Source organism: Klebsiella sp. BIGb0407 (assembly GCF_024807845.1).
Taxonomy (GTDB): Bacteria; Pseudomonadota; Gammaproteobacteria; order Enterobacterales; family Enterobacteriaceae; genus JGM124.
On sequence record NZ_JANUEQ010000005.1, the window covers coordinates 302,403 to 317,651 of the forward strand.

17 protein-coding genes are annotated in these 15,249 nt (G+C 46.9%); 3 read left to right on the top strand and 14 right to left on the bottom strand.

Annotation, left to right across the window (positions count from 1 at the left end; translation table 11 throughout):
• Positions 1–2: 2 nt before the first annotated feature.
• The 6 genes from M2387_RS16600 to M2387_RS16625 all read right to left on the bottom strand — a co-directional run bounded on the left by M2387_RS16600 (position 3) and on the right by M2387_RS16625 (position 4,684).
• The gene (locus M2387_RS16600) at positions 3–464 is read right to left on the bottom strand and encodes an S-ribosylhomocysteine lyase (RefSeq protein ID WP_259050985.1); all 462 of its coding nucleotides are present in this window, start codon (positions 462–464) and stop codon (positions 3–5) included.
• A 15-nt stretch (positions 465–479) separates the two neighbouring features.
• Complete coding sequence (locus M2387_RS16605; protein ID WP_259050987.1) at positions 480–1,148, bottom strand: methionine ABC transporter permease; 669 nt, start codon at positions 1,146–1,148, stop codon at positions 480–482.
• Positions 1,141–2,154 carry a methionine ABC transporter ATP-binding protein gene (locus M2387_RS16610; protein ID WP_259051152.1) on the bottom strand — a complete coding sequence of 338 codons (1,014 nt, stop codon included), beginning with the start codon at positions 2,152–2,154 and terminating at the stop codon, positions 1,141–1,143. The genes M2387_RS16605 and M2387_RS16610 overlap by 8 nt, the downstream gene beginning before the upstream one ends.
• Positions 2,155–2,162: 8 nt before the next feature.
• A complete protein-coding gene (locus tag M2387_RS16615; RefSeq protein ID WP_259050989.1) occupies positions 2,163–2,975 on the bottom strand; it encodes a MetQ/NlpA family ABC transporter substrate-binding protein in 813 nt (270 codons plus the stop codon).
• Positions 2,976–3,400: 425 nt separating this feature from the next.
• Positions 3,401–3,682: an RpnC/YadD family protein gene (locus M2387_RS16620; protein ID WP_259050991.1), complete on the bottom strand. Its 282-nt coding sequence runs from the start codon at positions 3,680–3,682 to the stop codon at positions 3,401–3,403.
• A gap of 81 nt (positions 3,683–3,763) precedes the next feature.
• Positions 3,764–4,684, bottom strand: coding sequence for an Rpn family recombination-promoting nuclease/putative transposase (locus M2387_RS16625; RefSeq protein ID WP_259051153.1), 921 nt, complete (start codon positions 4,682–4,684; stop codon positions 3,764–3,766).
• A gap of 268 nt (positions 4,685–4,952) precedes the next feature.
• Between M2387_RS16625 and M2387_RS16630 the strand changes: the two genes are divergently transcribed.
• Positions 4,953–6,131 carry an aminotransferase class I/II-fold pyridoxal phosphate-dependent enzyme gene (locus tag M2387_RS16630; protein WP_259050993.1) on the top strand — a complete coding sequence of 393 codons (1,179 nt, stop codon included), beginning with the start codon at positions 4,953–4,955 and terminating at the stop codon, positions 6,129–6,131.
• Between the two features lie 39 nt (positions 6,132–6,170).
• On the opposite strand, the gene M2387_RS16635 is transcribed toward M2387_RS16630, so the two are convergent.
• The 4 genes from M2387_RS16635 to M2387_RS16650 all read right to left on the bottom strand — a co-directional run bounded on the left by M2387_RS16635 (position 6,171) and on the right by M2387_RS16650 (position 10,100).
• On the bottom strand, positions 6,171–7,064 hold the full coding sequence (locus tag M2387_RS16635) for a Kdo hydroxylase family protein (protein WP_259050995.1): 894 nt from the start codon (positions 7,062–7,064) through the stop codon (positions 6,171–6,173).
• Positions 7,065–7,347: 283 nt separating this feature from the next.
• On the bottom strand, positions 7,348–7,557 hold the full coding sequence (locus M2387_RS16640; protein WP_259050996.1) for a YdgH/BhsA/McbA family protein: 210 nt from the start codon (positions 7,555–7,557) through the stop codon (positions 7,348–7,350).
• 165 nt (positions 7,558–7,722) lie between these two features.
• A complete protein-coding gene (locus tag M2387_RS16645; protein ID WP_259050997.1) occupies positions 7,723–8,355 on the bottom strand; it encodes a CDGSH iron-sulfur domain-containing protein in 633 nt (210 codons plus the stop codon).
• 326 nt (positions 8,356–8,681) lie between these two features.
• Complete coding sequence (locus M2387_RS16650) at positions 8,682–10,100, bottom strand: aminotransferase-like domain-containing protein (protein WP_259050998.1); 1,419 nt, start codon at positions 10,098–10,100, stop codon at positions 8,682–8,684.
• Between the two features lie 174 nt (positions 10,101–10,274).
• Between M2387_RS16650 and M2387_RS16655 the strand changes: the two genes are divergently transcribed.
• Positions 10,275–10,448, top strand: a complete 174-nt coding sequence (locus M2387_RS16655; RefSeq protein WP_259050999.1) for a DUF1127 domain-containing protein — start codon at positions 10,275–10,277, stop codon at positions 10,446–10,448.
• Positions 10,449–10,514: 66 nt separating this feature from the next.
• On the opposite strand, the gene M2387_RS16660 is transcribed toward M2387_RS16655, so the two are convergent.
• Both M2387_RS16660 and M2387_RS16665 read right to left on the bottom strand, forming a co-directional pair.
• The gene (locus tag M2387_RS16660; protein ID WP_259051000.1) at positions 10,515–11,072 is read right to left on the bottom strand and encodes a DcrB family lipoprotein; all 558 of its coding nucleotides are present in this window, start codon (positions 11,070–11,072) and stop codon (positions 10,515–10,517) included.
• 72 nt (positions 11,073–11,144) lie between these two features.
• On the bottom strand, positions 11,145–11,810 hold the full coding sequence (locus tag M2387_RS16665) for a 7-cyano-7-deazaguanine/7-aminomethyl-7-deazaguanine transporter (RefSeq protein WP_259051001.1): 666 nt from the start codon (positions 11,808–11,810) through the stop codon (positions 11,145–11,147).
• Positions 11,811–12,012: 202 nt separating this feature from the next.
• Between M2387_RS16665 and tusA the strand changes: the two genes are divergently transcribed.
• Positions 12,013–12,261, top strand: a complete 249-nt coding sequence (gene tusA / locus M2387_RS16670; protein WP_259051002.1) for a sulfurtransferase TusA — start codon at positions 12,013–12,015, stop codon at positions 12,259–12,261.
• Positions 12,262–12,291: 30 nt separating this feature from the next.
• On the opposite strand, the gene zntA is transcribed toward tusA, so the two are convergent.
• Entirely contained in the window at positions 12,292–14,508 is a 2,217-nt protein-coding gene (gene zntA, locus M2387_RS16675; protein WP_259051003.1) for a Zn(II)/Cd(II)/Pb(II) translocating P-type ATPase ZntA, read from the bottom strand.
• 102 nt (positions 14,509–14,610) lie between these two features.
• Entirely contained in the window at positions 14,611–15,237 is a 627-nt protein-coding gene (locus M2387_RS16680) for a lysoplasmalogenase (RefSeq protein ID WP_259051004.1), read from the bottom strand.
• Positions 15,238–15,249: the final 12 nt, after the last annotated feature.

The window sequence follows — 15,249 nt, forward strand, 5'->3', positions numbered from 1 at the left end:
CCTTACAGCTGACGTGAAAACGCATCAGTACTGATACCTTCGGCCAGTACCTGACGGGCATATTCTTTGGCTGAAAACAGGGAGTGATCGCGGTAGTTTCCGCACTCGAGAGCACTGACAGCCGGGACATCAGTGGCATCAACTACTCGTTCCAGTACACGAGTCAGGGCGGCTGCAACTTCTTTCGGACTATGCTCATCCCACAAAATCAAATAGAAACCGGTACGGCAGCCCATCGGGGAAATATCGATAACCCCGTTGAGTTCTTCACGAATACCAAAAGCCAGCAGATGCTCGAGGGTATGCAGAGCCGCAGTCGGAATAGAGGATACGTTAGGCTGTAAAAAGCGCAGGTCGTATTTCTGTACGACGGCACCTTGCGCATGTCGTTCAGTTCCGGCAACACGGACATAAGGGGCGATGACTTTGTTATGGTCCAGGGTAAAGCTTTCAACAATAGGCATGATTTCTCTCTCAGATTATTCGCGACGAATACGGCGTGCCAGCTGGGTTCCGAAGGTTTGTAGCAGCTGGACAATGACTATCAGAACCAGGGCGGTGGATAGGGTGGCAAAAGTATCAAACCGCTGATAACCATAGGTAATAGCAAGGTCGCCAATTCCCCCGGCACCTACGGTTCCGGCCATGGCGGTGGCACCCAGCAGGCCGATAGTGGCAGTGGTCAGCGCCAGAACCAGTGAGGATGCGGCCTCAGGCAACATAAAGTGCCAGATAGTTTGGAAAGTGGTCGCACCCATGGCATTGGCCGACTCGAGTATTCCTTCATCGACTTCGAGCAATGAACTTTCGACCAGACGGGCGATATAAGGCGCGATAAAGACCACTAAAGGCACTATTGCTCCCGGGGTGCCGATAGTGGTGCCCACCAGCCAGCGTGTCACAGGCAAAATAGTGATCAGCAGGATAATAAAAGGCAGGGAACGCAGGATATTCACCACCGGGTTTAATATCTGATGCAGAACAGGATTGGGTAACACACCGCCAGGACGACAGGTCACTAGCACAATCCCCAATGGAATGCCCAGTAATGACCCAAATCCGAGCGAAATACTGACCATCACCAAGGTGTCATAGAGCGCCAGGATGAACTGTTCACCGGTGACGGCGGAATCAAAATATTCAAACATCGCTAATTTTCACCCCTGCGGTATGGAGGTAGTGAATGGCTGACTCAATCTGGCCCGTTTCACCCCGTAACTGCACAATCATGAACCCAAGAATGGTGCTCTGGACTTCGGACATGCTGGCAAACAGAATATTGACCTCGACGGGATATTCACGGATCAGCTGATTAATAATGGGTTGCTGTGCCGTCTGACCAATAAACTCCAGGCGGAGTGCCCGGCTGTCAGTCTGCTGCTTAATACGAGCCAGGGTTTGTTCGGGTAAACGGTCATGAATCACCGACTGGACAAAGCTGGCGGTGATTTCATTTTGCGGCTGCCCAAATAACGCCAGCACATTACCTTGCTCTATCACCCGCCCCTGGGCCATAACCGCCACCTTATGGCAGATTTTTTGTACCACTGACATTTCATGGGTGATCAGCACAATGGTGATGCCGTAGCGCTTATTGATCTCCTGTAGCAATAACAGGATCTGTACTGTGGTATGCGGATCCAGCGCGGAGGTGGCCTCATCACATAACAGAATGGAAGGGTTAGAGGCTAATGCCCGTGCGATCCCGACCCGCTGTTTTTGCCCGCCGGATAATTCGTCCGGGTAGCTCTGTGCTTTCTCGCTCAAATTCACAAACGCCAGTAGCTCATTCACTCTGTCATGAATAAAGGTTTTATCCCGTCCTTGCAGAATCAGGGGAATAGCCACATTGTGAAATACGGTACGTGAATTTAATAAATTGAAGTGCTGAAAGATCATGCCGATATCTTTCTTCACCAGGTTAAGCTGTTTCTTGTCCGTCTTTTGCAGTGATATGCCATTAATCAGCATATCGCCCTGACTGGGTGATTCCAGGTGGTTAATTAACCGCAGTAAGGTGCTTTTCCCTGCACCACTGGCACCAATAACCCCAAAAATATCGCCTTTATTGATATCCAGATTAACGTTATCGAGTGCCAGGAAGTTTTCCCCATTACGTGAAAAGGTCTTACTGACATTCTGAAAACTGATTATCGGCTGGCTCATTGGAAATAGTCAGGCAACATATAGCCGGCATATTGTGGATTAGTGCGAATATAATTTTTAAAGTCATCTGACTGATAAGCAGCAACTAATGCTTTAGCAAAGTCAGCATCTTTATTTTTGCCAGCGATAGTGACAACGTTAACAAACTGGCTGGTGGGTTTTTCCAGTTCCAGGGCGGAAGCTAATTTCATGCCACTGGATACGGCAAAGTTACCCTGGATCAGCCCAAAATCGACGTCTGGTAAGGCGCGTACCTGTTGGGCGTTATCCATTTCTTTGAGGACGATTTTGTAAGGATTTTCGCTAATAAATCGCTGTGAAAAGGTCGCCGGGTCGCTGTCAGGACGGATTTTTACCCAACCAAGACCTTGCAACACCAGTGCGGCACGGTAGGCATTAGGTGCCTGATTAGGAATAGAAATCACCGTACCTGCTTTTGGTGTTTCCAGAGTTTTAATCTTTTCAGAGTACAGGCCCATTGGCGGGGTAGGAACTTGTACAATACCGATATTATCAATACCCAGGCGCTCATTGACTGATTTTAAATAGACCGGATGCTGCATAATATTCGCTTCGATATTACCGCGACTTACTGCATCATTGACCTGTACGCCATCACTAAAATCTTTATACTCAACGCTGTAACCCTGCTTATTTAAATAAGGTTCAATACCTTTTTGAAATTGTTCTTTATAGGGGCCCGGGTTAAATCCAACGCGAATTTTTTTGTCATCAGCCTGTGCTGTGGAAAAAATAATAGCAGAAGAGAGTAAAGTGAAAATTAATCCACCGGTAAGTGACTTGCGCATAAATTAAATATCCCTGACAAGGTGATGACAATAAAACGATTAAATCACAGTTTCCTTTAGTGGGAAAAGTTAAACTCAATAGTGGGCTATGTTTTTTTGTGCTAAGTATATCTGAATTTTGTTATTACAATTATACCCGTCATACTTCAAGTTTCTTAGGTGTTGCTGTAAAAAAACGGCCTAATCAGATAGCGCATCCGGATTTATCGCGAGTAAGAATCAGCGATGATAATCAAGTTAAATTACTCAGGGTATATTCGTTTAATTTATGGATTACTCAGTGGCAGCCTTGTTATATTTCATGGAAAGAATATTAATGCATATATATCTATCATATTGATATATAAGGTTTTGTGTTTTTGGATACGGATAACAAGGCGATTTTTTATTCAGACAGGCAGAAAGATACACCCTGTTCAAAGTATTTAGTCGCTGAGTGGTGTCAGTTCTTCCCCTTCCAAGCCTGTTATTTGCTTTACCGTATTGTAATCCATACCCTCCTGTAAAATGAGATGGGCAACGGCCTGAACATCTAACAAAATCCCCTCTTCTTCACAGCGCTGCATGCATTGCTGTATTGTTTGTTTCATATCTCTATGTATTCTTTCCTGTATTCCTTCCAGCCTTCCTTCTTGTATTCCTTCCAGTTTTCCTAGTTGAAATCCTTTTTCGAAACCTTTCCCCTCAAGTTGCTGTGCAATAGTCATCAATTTACTCCTGTGTTTCGGTACCCGAAAAGCCAGTTCATGGATAAAGGCTTCAGGATCTGTTGTGTTATTAGAGGGTACTTAGTTGCTGAGAAGTGCCAGTTCTTCCGTGCTCAGGCCCGTTAATGTCATTATCATATTGTAATCAATTTCATGCTGTAACATGTTACGGGCAACCTTGCGGATGCATGACTCCTCACCAAGCTGAATGCCTTCTTCTCTGCCTTCTTCTCTACCTTTCTGTTTAAGTTGCTGTGCAATTGTCATCAGTTCATCCTCATGTTTCGGTACCCGCAAGGCCAGTTCCCGGACAAAGATTTCAGCATCTGCGGTGTTACCAGCCTGAATAATATAGTGAATCAGCGCCTTCACTTGGGGTGAGGCCAGATACTCATTGAGTAATAATGCCACTACTTGATCCATCAATTCTGTCAAATTACGCTGATAGATATGTTTTTGTAGTAATGTCAGGGCCGCCATACTGCGGTGCTCCATGATCTCCTCGTCAGGGATCACGGTGATGTCGACCAGAGGGAAGTTATTGCTATAAAGATGTTTGGCCTCAATCGGACAGGAAAATTCCTCTAACCAGTTAGTTGAGTAAGGGTAAGGGGTTCGCTTGCCGGTATAAAAGAGAACGGGTATTACCAGCGGCAACTTTTCATGGCCTGCGTCGAGGTGGCTCTGCATGGCGGCAACCGCATAACGGATCATACGAAATGCCATATGCTTGTCGGGGCTGGACTGATGCTCAATTAAAACATGAATATATCCTGTGTTATCACCGGCCATTTTTAAACTGTAAAGTATATCGCTGAAATATTGCCGTAAATTTTCCTCAACAAAAGAGCCATTTTCCCGTTTTAACGTAGTAAAGTCACATATAGCACGTAACTCTGGAGGCAGGTGGATCTCCATAAAGTCCCGTGCAATATCGGGTTGCTTTAAAAATTGCCGGAAGGTGGCATCGTGAGGAGTGGATGTATTTCTCTTCAACTTGATAAGTCCTGGCTCTGAAATTAATTCGGACAGGATAGGGAGAGCGGCTAATAAAAATATCAATAAACTCTACTGGTAAGGTACTGGCTCTATTTTTTAAGATAATACGTAGGTGCCGATAAAATAATGATTTACTCCTTTAAGTAACAAGCAACTGTAATTATTGACTATAGATAGTTAATTTTGTGCATTAGATATTCGATTATTTAATTTTCAGGAAAAGTAAGCTATGCGATAGTCAGTCATATAATTAAATTTTATCGAGAGAAATATGCCGTTATTTTCAGCTTCGCCATTGGTAGAGCAATTAGAAGAGAATCTATTTAGTTCGCTGGAAAAAATGCTCGCACAGGTTGATACCACAGATTATCCACTGATTGATCTCTCTTCTGGTAGCCCGCGTCAGCCTACTGCGGCAACCGTCGTTGCTGCCTTGCAAGCGGCGGCGGCTCAGCCTGAAAATCATGACTACCCCTCTTTCTGGGGCAAATCAGCGGTGCGCCAGGCTATTGCTGACTTCTACCTGCGGCAGTATGGCGTTGAGCTGGATCCTGACAGTGAAATCGCGATTTTTCAGGGAGCCCATATTGGGGTCACCGGCTTACCGCGAGCCCTGCTTAGTCCGGGGCAATATCTTATTTCGACTGACCCCTGTTATCCCATGTACCGTTCAGCAGCGGCTCAGGCTCAGGCGCAATTTTATGGTATTGCTTTAGAGGCCGAAAATCAGTTTTTACCCGATTTCAGTCAGGTACCCGAAGAGGTTGCCCATCAGGGAGGGCTATTAATGCTTAACTATCCTCATAACCCGACCGGAGCCGTTGCGACACCTGAACTATTTTCCGAGGCACTGACGTTTGTTCAGCGTTATCAGATGCCACTGATACATGACTTTGCCTATGCTGCGATTGGCAGCAACGCTCAGGAAGTTCCCCCGAGTCTGTTGGCCCAGCCTGGTGGAAAAGAGTGGGGGGTAGAGATCTATACGCTGTCGAAAACCTTCCTGATGGCGGGCTGGCGTTTTGGATTTGCGGTGGGAAATGCTTCTATTATTAAAGCATTTAAAAAACTCCATACCCACAGTTACAGCACCGTATTTGGTGCCGTTCAGGATGCAGCTATTCATGCCCTGAATTTGCCATCAGCGAGAATACAAGAGTTTGCGGCCCTTTATCACCACCGCAGGGCATGGGTGATTGAGGCACTGCAACAGATGAACTGGCCCGTTGACCCAGGTCAGGGAACCTTCTTTCTGTGGTTGCCGGTTCCACCAGGCTACACCTCTTCGCAACTGACCGAACGTTTGTTGCTGGAGGCGCATGTACTGGTCGCTCCGGGGCAAGGCTTTGGCGCTGGAGGAGAAGGTTTTATCCGTCTCAGTCTTACTGCTGATGATGGGGCGTTATCCGAAGGTTTGAAACGGATAGCAGCCCTGAAACTCTTTGACTGACGGACTCTTTTTAGTCGCGTAGAAGTACGCGGCTAAAGGCTAAATCAACACCTTATTGGTCAGAGACTCCAGCACCTTAAGAGGAGACTGTTGCGGGTTATGCATTTTATTAACCGGTAATAAAAAGGTCTGTTCCAGCATAAATTGCCCGCCCATAGCGGCATGAGGTGTCTGATCGGAAAAACAGATCCAGCTACTGCCTTGCGGAAACTCAACCGCAACCTGAGGCCCATTTTTCTGGTAATCGGTATCAGCTTTCATCGCGTCATGCATCTGTAGCATCAGATGGTCGTAGTGGCTGCGGTAACTTTTGGTGATACCGACGTTATTTTGTAACCAGCTACTGAATGAAGAATAGTTTTTCAGACGCGGTAAGAAACGTTGGGCGAGAGCAGGGAAAGGCTCACCCACACGCCAGCTACGATTTTCACCATGCGGATTGATATTGGTAAAAATACGCAGAATACGTTCGCCATAATTAGGGCGTGAAGGGAAGGCATCAACATGCAAACGGCTGTCATCTTTACGCCATGAAGTATTCTTCGTCCAGCCTGTTACGGGGTGCAGGCGCAGGCTATTGGTTGGGGTATGCAATGCGGCCTGATATTCTGGCAATATCCCGGCGACCAGTTGGCGGCAGGAATGATAATGTCTTTTCAGTAATTCACGGATAGCGGGCTCTTGTGCGCTATCAGCGACACCTGTCAGTTTATCTTGCTGTGGCTGATAACTGATATTCTTCCGCTTAGGATCTACCCAAACCGGATTAAGTAACTGCTGTTCTTGTTCACTGAGAGTAAATGCCAGCTGGGGTAAGAAAATAACTTTGCCTTGTTCAAGGTCTTTTACCACTGAGTTTTGCTTACCTGCGTCCCATTCAGACCGCGAAATTGAAGTCACCGCATGATTAAAAGAGTTTATTATTTCCGACATAACTAAATCCTTGCTAACAACTGCGCATTAACGAATTGTTACGATTATAGTGATGTCAATAAACAAAAGTTAAACAAACCATAAACACAAGTTAAACAAAAAATAAATAGCATAAAAACAGCACAATATCCTAAAAGTGAGGCAGAGATTGTATTGCTGAATTTATCTGAGGCAATGAAGGGAAGAATTGGCAGGGTATTGATAATACTTTAGTGACTTTAAATTCAGTTAGTTAAATAATAAAAAATCCCCACAAAGAGGATTTTTTATTATTATTAATGGATTATTTATCCAGACGAGCCGTCATATGTACTCGGTCATTTACAATTGCGCTGGTAATTGTGTAACCAGAACCTTGCTCAGAGGCCTTGGCGGCAATTTTCGCTTCAGCGCTATCAAGAGTAGATCCTGTTGCGGTGATACTCTGGGCAAAAGCACCGAAAGACATCATTGAGATAGCAGCTATTGCAACAAAAGTTTTGATGGTTTTCATGGTCATATTCCTGATGTTAATTATATATTAGTTGGCAGTTTTGCCTGATGTGATAAATAATAAAGCTTACACTCATTCATTGAAATCGAAACAATTTGCGGATCTTATTCAAAAAAATAGAATGAAAATAAATTAGTCAATGATCATGAATTTTATTGCCAGGGCTCAGGAGGTAAATCCAACTCGAGCATGTGAACCATCGCAATAAGGTTTATTAGCCGACTGACCGCAGCGGCATAAATAGCTGTCTTCGAGTTTATTGGTGGTTTTGCCAGTCCCGGTGACTAACTCATGATTACCTTTGACTTGCAGAGGACCATTTTTGAGGGGCGTAACCAGTAATACACCATCGCGACGTTCCAGAGCCGTAAATTCCTGAATAGCGACTTCACCGGTAGCGGTAAATTCAGCAGCCGTATGGCTTCCGTCACAGAACGGTTTACGGGATGAATGGCCGCAGCGACATAAGGTGGCGCGATAACCTAATGAACCTTCGTCTGTTGCTATTTCTGCATTCAGGGCCAGAGGCCCATTCTCACGAATACGTATAATATTGACCAGCGGTGCTTTTTCTCCCTTGGTTTTGTCATTCATTTGATAACGAATAGCACCTGACGGGCAGTTTTTGGCAAGCATGGCTATTTCCGCAACGCTCGCACGGTCAGGGTAAATCCACTCGCCGTCTATAGCGGGGACAAAAACATCCGGGCGGTCTAATACACAATTACGCGAATGCACGCATTTTTCACCATCAAATAAAATGGTAACATCGCGTCCTTTAACGATTTCTTCGCTCATGGTTATTTTCTCTTATTATTAATGGCTATGCTTCTCATTAATAATATAATACAAGCAGGGTTATATTTTTCTTATCATATTTAAAGTTATTTACTATGTAGTTATAAATACATATTATTCTCATTATCTTTATCACTAAATGGTTATACCCATGTTAATTTAGTGAGTTAATTTTTTTATTTATCTTGTTATCGCTATTAATATATTAATTGTGACCGACTTTCTTTGTTAAAGGAGATGAAAATAACCTGCTTATGAATATATACCGGGACGTATCAAATCAGCGTTGTCGGGCAGTATTACACCCGACAATATGACAGCCGTTTTTAACAGTTTTCCATAGCGTACTGTAATGCTTCACCAAGGATTTTTAGCGCGCCTTCGGTCTCAGGATTAAAAGGTAAAGCATAATTCAGTCGCAGGCAGTTACGATACTTTCCTGAAGCAGAAAACAGCGAACCCACCGCGATATAAATATTATGACGGCATAAAGCTTCATTCAGGCGTACGGTATCGACATTTTCAGGTAATTCTATCCACATCAAAAAACTTCCCTGTGGGCGACTGACGCAAATACCACAAGGAAAATAGTGACGGACCCAACAGGTAAAGATAACCAGATTGCGTTTGTAGTGCTGACGGATTCGTCTGAGGTGGCGATGATAATGGCCAGACTGAATAAAATTGGCCACCAGTTGCTGAGTCACTGTAGTAGTACTGCCGGTACCAATGTATTTCATATGCAAGGCGCGTTCCCAGTAGCGGCCTGGCACAATCCAGCCAATCCTTAACCCTGGGGATAGCGTTTTTGAAAATGAACTACACAGCAAAACTCGCCCATCGACATCCATCGATTTGATGGTGACTGGCCGGGGATAATCATAGGCCAGCTCGCCATAGACATCATCTTCGATAATCGCAATATCAAAGCGCTGTGCCAGCTGCAGAATGGCTTTTTTGCGCTCAACCGGCATGATAAAACCCAAGGGATTATTGCAGTTTGGTACCAGAAAAACGGCTTTTATCGGCCATTGTTCGAGTGCCAGTTCAAGCGCTTCGATGCTAATCCCCGTCACGGAATCGGTAGGAATTTCGATAACTTTGATGCCGAAGCCGCGTAGCATCTGCATGGTGCCGTGAAATGAAGGTGATTCAACGGCAACAATATCGCCTGCTTCACACACCGCGCGAATCGCAATCGATAGTGCCTCTACACAACCATTGGTCACCACGATATCGTCCGGCGTGACCAGACACTGGCTGTCCAGCATCAGGCGGGCAATTTGTTCCCGTAAGGCGGGTAAGCCATAAATACTGTCGTAGCTGAGTAGGGCGTTTGACTGACACTGGGCAAGCTTAGCCATCTCACGCCACAGTGGTTTTAGGGTCGGTTGTGTCAGGTCGGGTATACCGCTACCGAAAGAGATCATGTTCTGGTTACTGCGGGAGTTAATTAACTCCAAAACCGCATTCCACTGAGTAATTTCTATCGGTCTCTGGGCTGGACGGGTTAGCGGTGGAACAGGGTGAGCCGCCTTGCGTGGTGCAACAAAATAACCAGAACGCGGTTGCGGCGTAATGAGTTGCTGGTCTTCAAGAATATGATAGGCCTGTTGAACCGTGCTGATACTGACACCATGTTCCTGGCTCAGGGCTCGTACCGAAGGCAGACGATCTCCACTCTGATATAAGCCTTGTGCAATGCGTTCAGTCAGCAAAGTGGCGAGATGTTGATAGCGAGTCAAGCTGTATTCCTCTTAGAACCATACAGAACCAAAAACCAGTACAGATGGCCGCAAATTATGCCATTCAGTTAATGTTTTACTCCATCTGTATGTTAAAAAGAATCGTTTTTTGCATCTGTCTGCTTACTGCCCGGCATAGCATGATATGTCCAGAGCCATATGAAGGAGCAGACGATGGAATTTAATGAAAACCAAGCACGCAGACCTGTTTTTAGCCTGAGATCGATTTATCGTTACTTTCGCCGAAAATCACTGAATCGCAAAACTGTACGCATATTACGAGAACTAAGCCCGGAACAGCTGAGAGACATTGGGCTGAGTAAGCATGATTTATCATACTGGGATTAAGGGTGGAGATGGCTGAGGTTGGGCAGAAAAAAGCCTGCGACAGAAGCCGCAGGCTGAAAGAGATGATTACTGCAGTGTCAGTGTATTTAAAATATTTTCAGCGCTTGCCTGAGCTTGAGCCTGATTATCTGCCGGTAAAGAAATCTGCATAGTTAATAGCTGGTCAGCGACTTTACCTAACACGATAGAAGAGTAAGTGGTCTGACCCTGGGCTGAGATAATGGTATCCAGTTGCTGTAAAGCATGGCCTTTGATTTCAATCGGCTTATTTGAGACTACCTGTAACTGCGGGTCGCGTGCACGTTGTTGTTCTTCCAGTCTTCCAGCCAGAGCCGCAAGCGTATCGGTACCGGCTTCACTGATAATGACAATCACGGCTTTCTGGCCTGAGGTATCAGAGTAGACATGCATATTGTTCGACTGAGTGCCAACTTTACCGCTTTGATCGCTGATGTCAGCCGGAAGAGAAAAACTCACTTTCCCGTCCAGTAAGGTAACAGTCTGCGCCGCAGTAGTGCTTGCAGCAGAGCTATCTACAGCTTCAGTCGTGCTGTCTTTATTGTCGCAAGCAGCAAGACCCATAACTAACAGGCTGACACCGACATATTTTACCAGTTTATGCATTGCACTCTTCCTTTCCGTTAGTAAGCCACCAGGCTAATGCCGGCATTTTATCACAAGATAGCGAGTATTCTTTTACCCAGGTTGCCATGCCGAATTTTCAGATTTATCGGCAAAATGTTTCAGCAGATAATTCAGGAATACGCCATAGGCAGGTAAGAAGAAGGCCATACAGATGAGGATCTTAAAGCCGTAATCAACCATGGCAATTTCAACCCAATGCTCAGCCATAAAGGGATCGGTACTGCGCCAGAAAGCAATTGAGAAGAATGCTGCGGTATCGCTCATATTACCAAATATCATGGCAACCGAGGGGGCCAGCCACCAATAGTGGCTTTTCCTCAGGCGGTTAAAGACCTGAATATCGAGAATTTGCCCCAGGGCATAGGCCATAAAACTGGCGACAGCGATACGGGCAACAAACAGATTGAATTGGCCTAATGCCTCCAGACCTTGCCAGCTTCCCATATAAAACAGCGCCGATACGCCGTAAGAGATAACCAGGGCTGGGATCATCACGACGAAAATAATCCGTCGGGCCAGCGGGGCGCCAAAAATACGCACAGTCAGGTCAGTTGCCAGAAAGATAAACGGGAAGCTGAATGCACCCCAGGTGGTATGGAGTCCAAAAATAGAGATCGGGAGCTGAACCAGGTAGTTACTGGAAGTAATAACTAACAAATGGAATAGCGATAGCCATAGCAACGCATTGACGCGCTGGCGTGAGTTTAACTGCAGCATATTGTAGCCTTTTTAGTGGTGGGGTGAGGGAACCCAATATCAAACACAACAGATGTTATTCTGCTGATTCATCATAAAGCCGGGGGATGATACTGCTTTCACTCCCCTTTGCAATGGTTAATTTTAACGCAATCGTTCACGTCGCTTGCATCGAATTCTTCCCGGCGTAAACTAGCGCAGTTTTTTCTCGACAGAGGCAGTTATGACCGATTTATTTGCAACTCCTGACCATAATCTTGATACCACAGGACTGCGTTGTCCGGAGCCAGTAATGATGGTACGTAAAACCGTACGCAAGATGGCGCCAGGTGAAACTCTGCTGGTGATAGCGGATGACCCTGCCACTACCCGTGATATTCCCGGTTTCTGCCGCTTTATGGAACATGAGCTGGTTGCATCAGAAGCGGTAAGTAAGCCTTACCGCTATTTATTACGTAAAAGCCACGCTTAACCGGAGGGAGTCTGTACCCTCCGATAAATGCTATTTCCGGCGCAGTAATCTTAATGCATTAGCGGTCACTAATGCGGTTGCTCCTGAGTCGGCTAATACCGCAATCCATAATCCTGTCATACCCAGCAAGGTGGTGACAAGAAACACCAGCTTTAATCCCAGTGCAATCGAGATATTCTGGCGAATTGTGGTATGTGTTGCTCTGGCGATAGTTATCATCCGTGATAGCTCTGTCAGGCGGTTATGGGTAATGGCTGCATCGGCTGTTTCCAGGGCGACGTCAGTTCCGCTTCCCATCGCTATTCCCATAGTCGCCGCTTTCATCGCCGGAGCATCATTGATACCATCACCGACCATTGCCAGCGGCGCAGACTGGCCTAACTCATTAACGATACGAACCTTGTCAGCGGGCAGTAAACTGGCGCGGTAATCAATCCCCAGCTCAGATGCAATAGCCGCAGCGGCACGAGGATTATCCCCAGTCAGCATGACCCCTTTCACGCCTAAAGCATTAAGCGCGCTAACAGCAACCCGCGCGTCACTGCGTAGCTGGTCACGCATGGCTATGGCGCCGAGTAATTTTCCTTCACGCAGAACCACAATGACCGTCTGCCCTTCATCTTCTTGCTGAGTAATGCGTTGCTGCCATTCGGTATTCAGGCTTCCGGCAGGTAGTTTAGTTGGTGAGCTCAGGCGAATCATCTGCCCGTCAATCATCGCTTCGATACCTACTCCGGGCAGAACCTGGTGCTGTTCTGTCACAGGCAAGCTGAGCGCTCTTTGCTGAGCGGCGCTGATGATCGCCACGGCCAGCGGATGGGTGGATCCTTGTTCAACCGCAGCGGCTAAAACCAGGAGTTGATTTTCATCAATACCTTCTGCGGTAGTCAGAGTGGTAACCTGAGGTTTACCCGCGGTCAGTGTCCCGGTTTTATCAAAAGCTATCTGCTGTATCTGGCTCAGGCGCTCCAGAGCTGCTCCACCTTTAATCAGTGCGCCGTAACGTGCCGCCGCAGCGAGCCCTGAGGTAATAGCCGCAGGTGTTGAGATAACCAGAGCGCAAGGGCAGCCAATCAGTAAGAGTGTCAGGCCTTTATATATCCAGGGCTCCCAGAGCTGACCAAACATCAGAGGGGGGATAATTACCGTCAAGAGAGCCAGCGCCATAATCAATGGGGTATAGACCCGGCTGAAACGGTCAATAAAGCGCTCGATAGGGGCGCGACGTTCTTCTGCCTCTTCAATCAGACGAAGTACACGGTCAATCGCACTGTCGCCGGGTTCAGAGACCACTTCCATTTGCACCAGTCGATCGATGCTGGTACAGCCTGCGGAGACATTCTCCCCTTTTTGATGCTCAACCGGAATTGACTCACCGGTCAGGGCACTTTCATCAAAACTGGCAAACGCATTTAACAGACGACCATCGGCAGGTAAACGCCCGCCAGCGGCGACTTCAATAATATCACCCGGGCGTAAATCTTTTTGTGCGACAGTTTCACGTTGCCCGTCACGAACACGAATAGCGGTATCGGGTTTAAGTGCCATTAATGCACTGACACCGCGGCGGGCACGGCTGGCAGCATAGGACTCCAGACGTTCTCCAATCAGAAATAATACCAGCACCATCGCTGCTTCTGCGGTCGCTCCGATAAACAGTGCGCCTATCGCGGCAACACTCATCAGGGTTTCGATAGCAAACCAGCTGCCACTGCGAATAAGACGCAGCGCCTGGCGGGCAATAGGCCCCAGGCCTACCAGGGTGGTGATAATAAAGGCCAGATTACCAAATGGATGATTCGCCTGTTCCAAGCCCCAGCTAGCCGCCATCAGGACAATCAGGACGATAATTGTCCTATTTTCCTGCCAGAAAGAAGTGGGCGCAGCTTTTGGGGCTGCACTGTCGCCGAGTTTGTAGCCAGCGGAGGTCACTGCCCGTTCTACCTCGGAACGAATATCCCGGGTGGATTTAACGAGCAGTTTTTCGGTTGCAAACAGCACCTGTACTTGCTGGACATCAGGGATAGTTTTAACGGCATTTTCAACTTTTCTTGCACAGGCCGCACAGTCCATTCCTTCCACGTGCCAGCTGTAACGATCGCTACTGTCGAGCACTGTATTTTCTTCGGGAGAAGTACGGGAGTCGCTTCCCGTGCAGCAGGCGTGCTCTTCTTCCACTTTCAGCGGACTGAATTTGCTATGCGAAAACTGTGGCGTTTTTTGAGGGTTTTGAGATGTATTGTGCATAGCACTCTCCGGGTAATGATAATTATCTCATGACCCATCCTAAACTCTGGAGCTTACTCCAGAGTCAAGGGTTATTTATCGGAGGTGAGTATTTTTAACCGGTCAGATAAACAGCGAACGGACAATTAAGAAGTGACCGCCAAAGTAGCAGGCCGCCACAATGGCGCTATCTGCCCGGAACCGACGGCGATATTTGCTGACCAGCCAGACCACATTACCCAGCAGTAATAATCCTGCGCCCAGGTATTCCGACAGGCTGGCAGCCGTATTGCGTGAGAAGTAGTTAGCGCCAGCTAACCAAACCATGACCAGTGTGATGCCTATGAAAGCCAGCACCGGCATACGCAGCTCTTCCAGACGGCTCCAGATGGTGGCAATCAACAGTGCACCGACGATGATTAAACCCAGCGGGAGCGGCCAGTATAAGTCGAAGCTGGCATGCCTGGTAAAATAGAGGCTATACAACACATGGGAGAGAAAATAAGCGCCAAAGGCATAAAGCAGGCGCTGGCGCGGCAGTAAAGTGAGGGCATCTCCGGCGAGGCTTGCCAGTAAGCCGGCAATAATTAAATAGCCGGTCGGGTCCGGGAGTGGTGCCTGTAAGGCAAGCAACAGTAGCAGCAGCAGAGTGACGGGTTTAAATACCCATTTTTGCCAGGCAGGCCCACGATAACAAGAATCAACGTATAACCAACCGGAAAAAAAGACAGCGATAAATGACCAAAGCATGGCATATCCTTA

Coding starts and splice junctions, on each gene's coding strand:
- zntA (WP_259051003.1), bottom strand. CDS start 14,508: ATGCACAATACATCTCAAAACCCTCAAAAAACGCCACAGTTTTCGCAT.
- M2387_RS16615 (WP_259050989.1), bottom strand. CDS start 2,975: ATGCGCAAGTCACTTACCGGTGGATTAATTTTCACTTTACTCTCTTCT.
- M2387_RS16660 (WP_259051000.1), bottom strand. CDS start 11,072: ATGCATAAACTGGTAAAATATGTCGGTGTCAGCCTGTTAGTTATGGGT.
- M2387_RS16600 (WP_259050985.1), bottom strand. CDS start 464: ATGCCTATTGTTGAAAGCTTTACCCTGGACCATAACAAAGTCATCGCC.
- M2387_RS16645 (WP_259050997.1), bottom strand. CDS start 8,355: ATGAGCGAAGAAATCGTTAAAGGACGCGATGTTACCATTTTATTTGAT.
- M2387_RS16680 (WP_259051004.1), bottom strand. CDS start 15,237: ATGCTTTGGTCATTTATCGCTGTCTTTTTTTCCGGTTGGTTATACGTT.
- M2387_RS16655 (WP_259050999.1), top strand. CDS start 10,275: ATGGAATTTAATGAAAACCAAGCACGCAGACCTGTTTTTAGCCTGAGA.
- M2387_RS16605 (WP_259050987.1), bottom strand. CDS start 1,148: ATGTTTGAATATTTTGATTCCGCCGTCACCGGTGAACAGTTCATCCTG.
- M2387_RS16620 (WP_259050991.1), bottom strand. CDS start 3,682: ATGACTATTGCACAGCAACTTGAGGGGAAAGGTTTCGAAAAAGGATTT.
- M2387_RS16665 (WP_259051001.1), bottom strand. CDS start 11,810: ATGCTGCAGTTAAACTCACGCCAGCGCGTCAATGCGTTGCTATGGCTA.
- tusA (WP_259051002.1), top strand. CDS start 12,013: ATGACCGATTTATTTGCAACTCCTGACCATAATCTTGATACCACAGGA.
- M2387_RS16635 (WP_259050995.1), bottom strand. CDS start 7,064: ATGTCGGAAATAATAAACTCTTTTAATCATGCGGTGACTTCAATTTCG.
- M2387_RS16630 (WP_259050993.1), top strand. CDS start 4,953: ATGCCGTTATTTTCAGCTTCGCCATTGGTAGAGCAATTAGAAGAGAAT.
- M2387_RS16640 (WP_259050996.1), bottom strand. CDS start 7,557: ATGAAAACCATCAAAACTTTTGTTGCAATAGCTGCTATCTCAATGATG.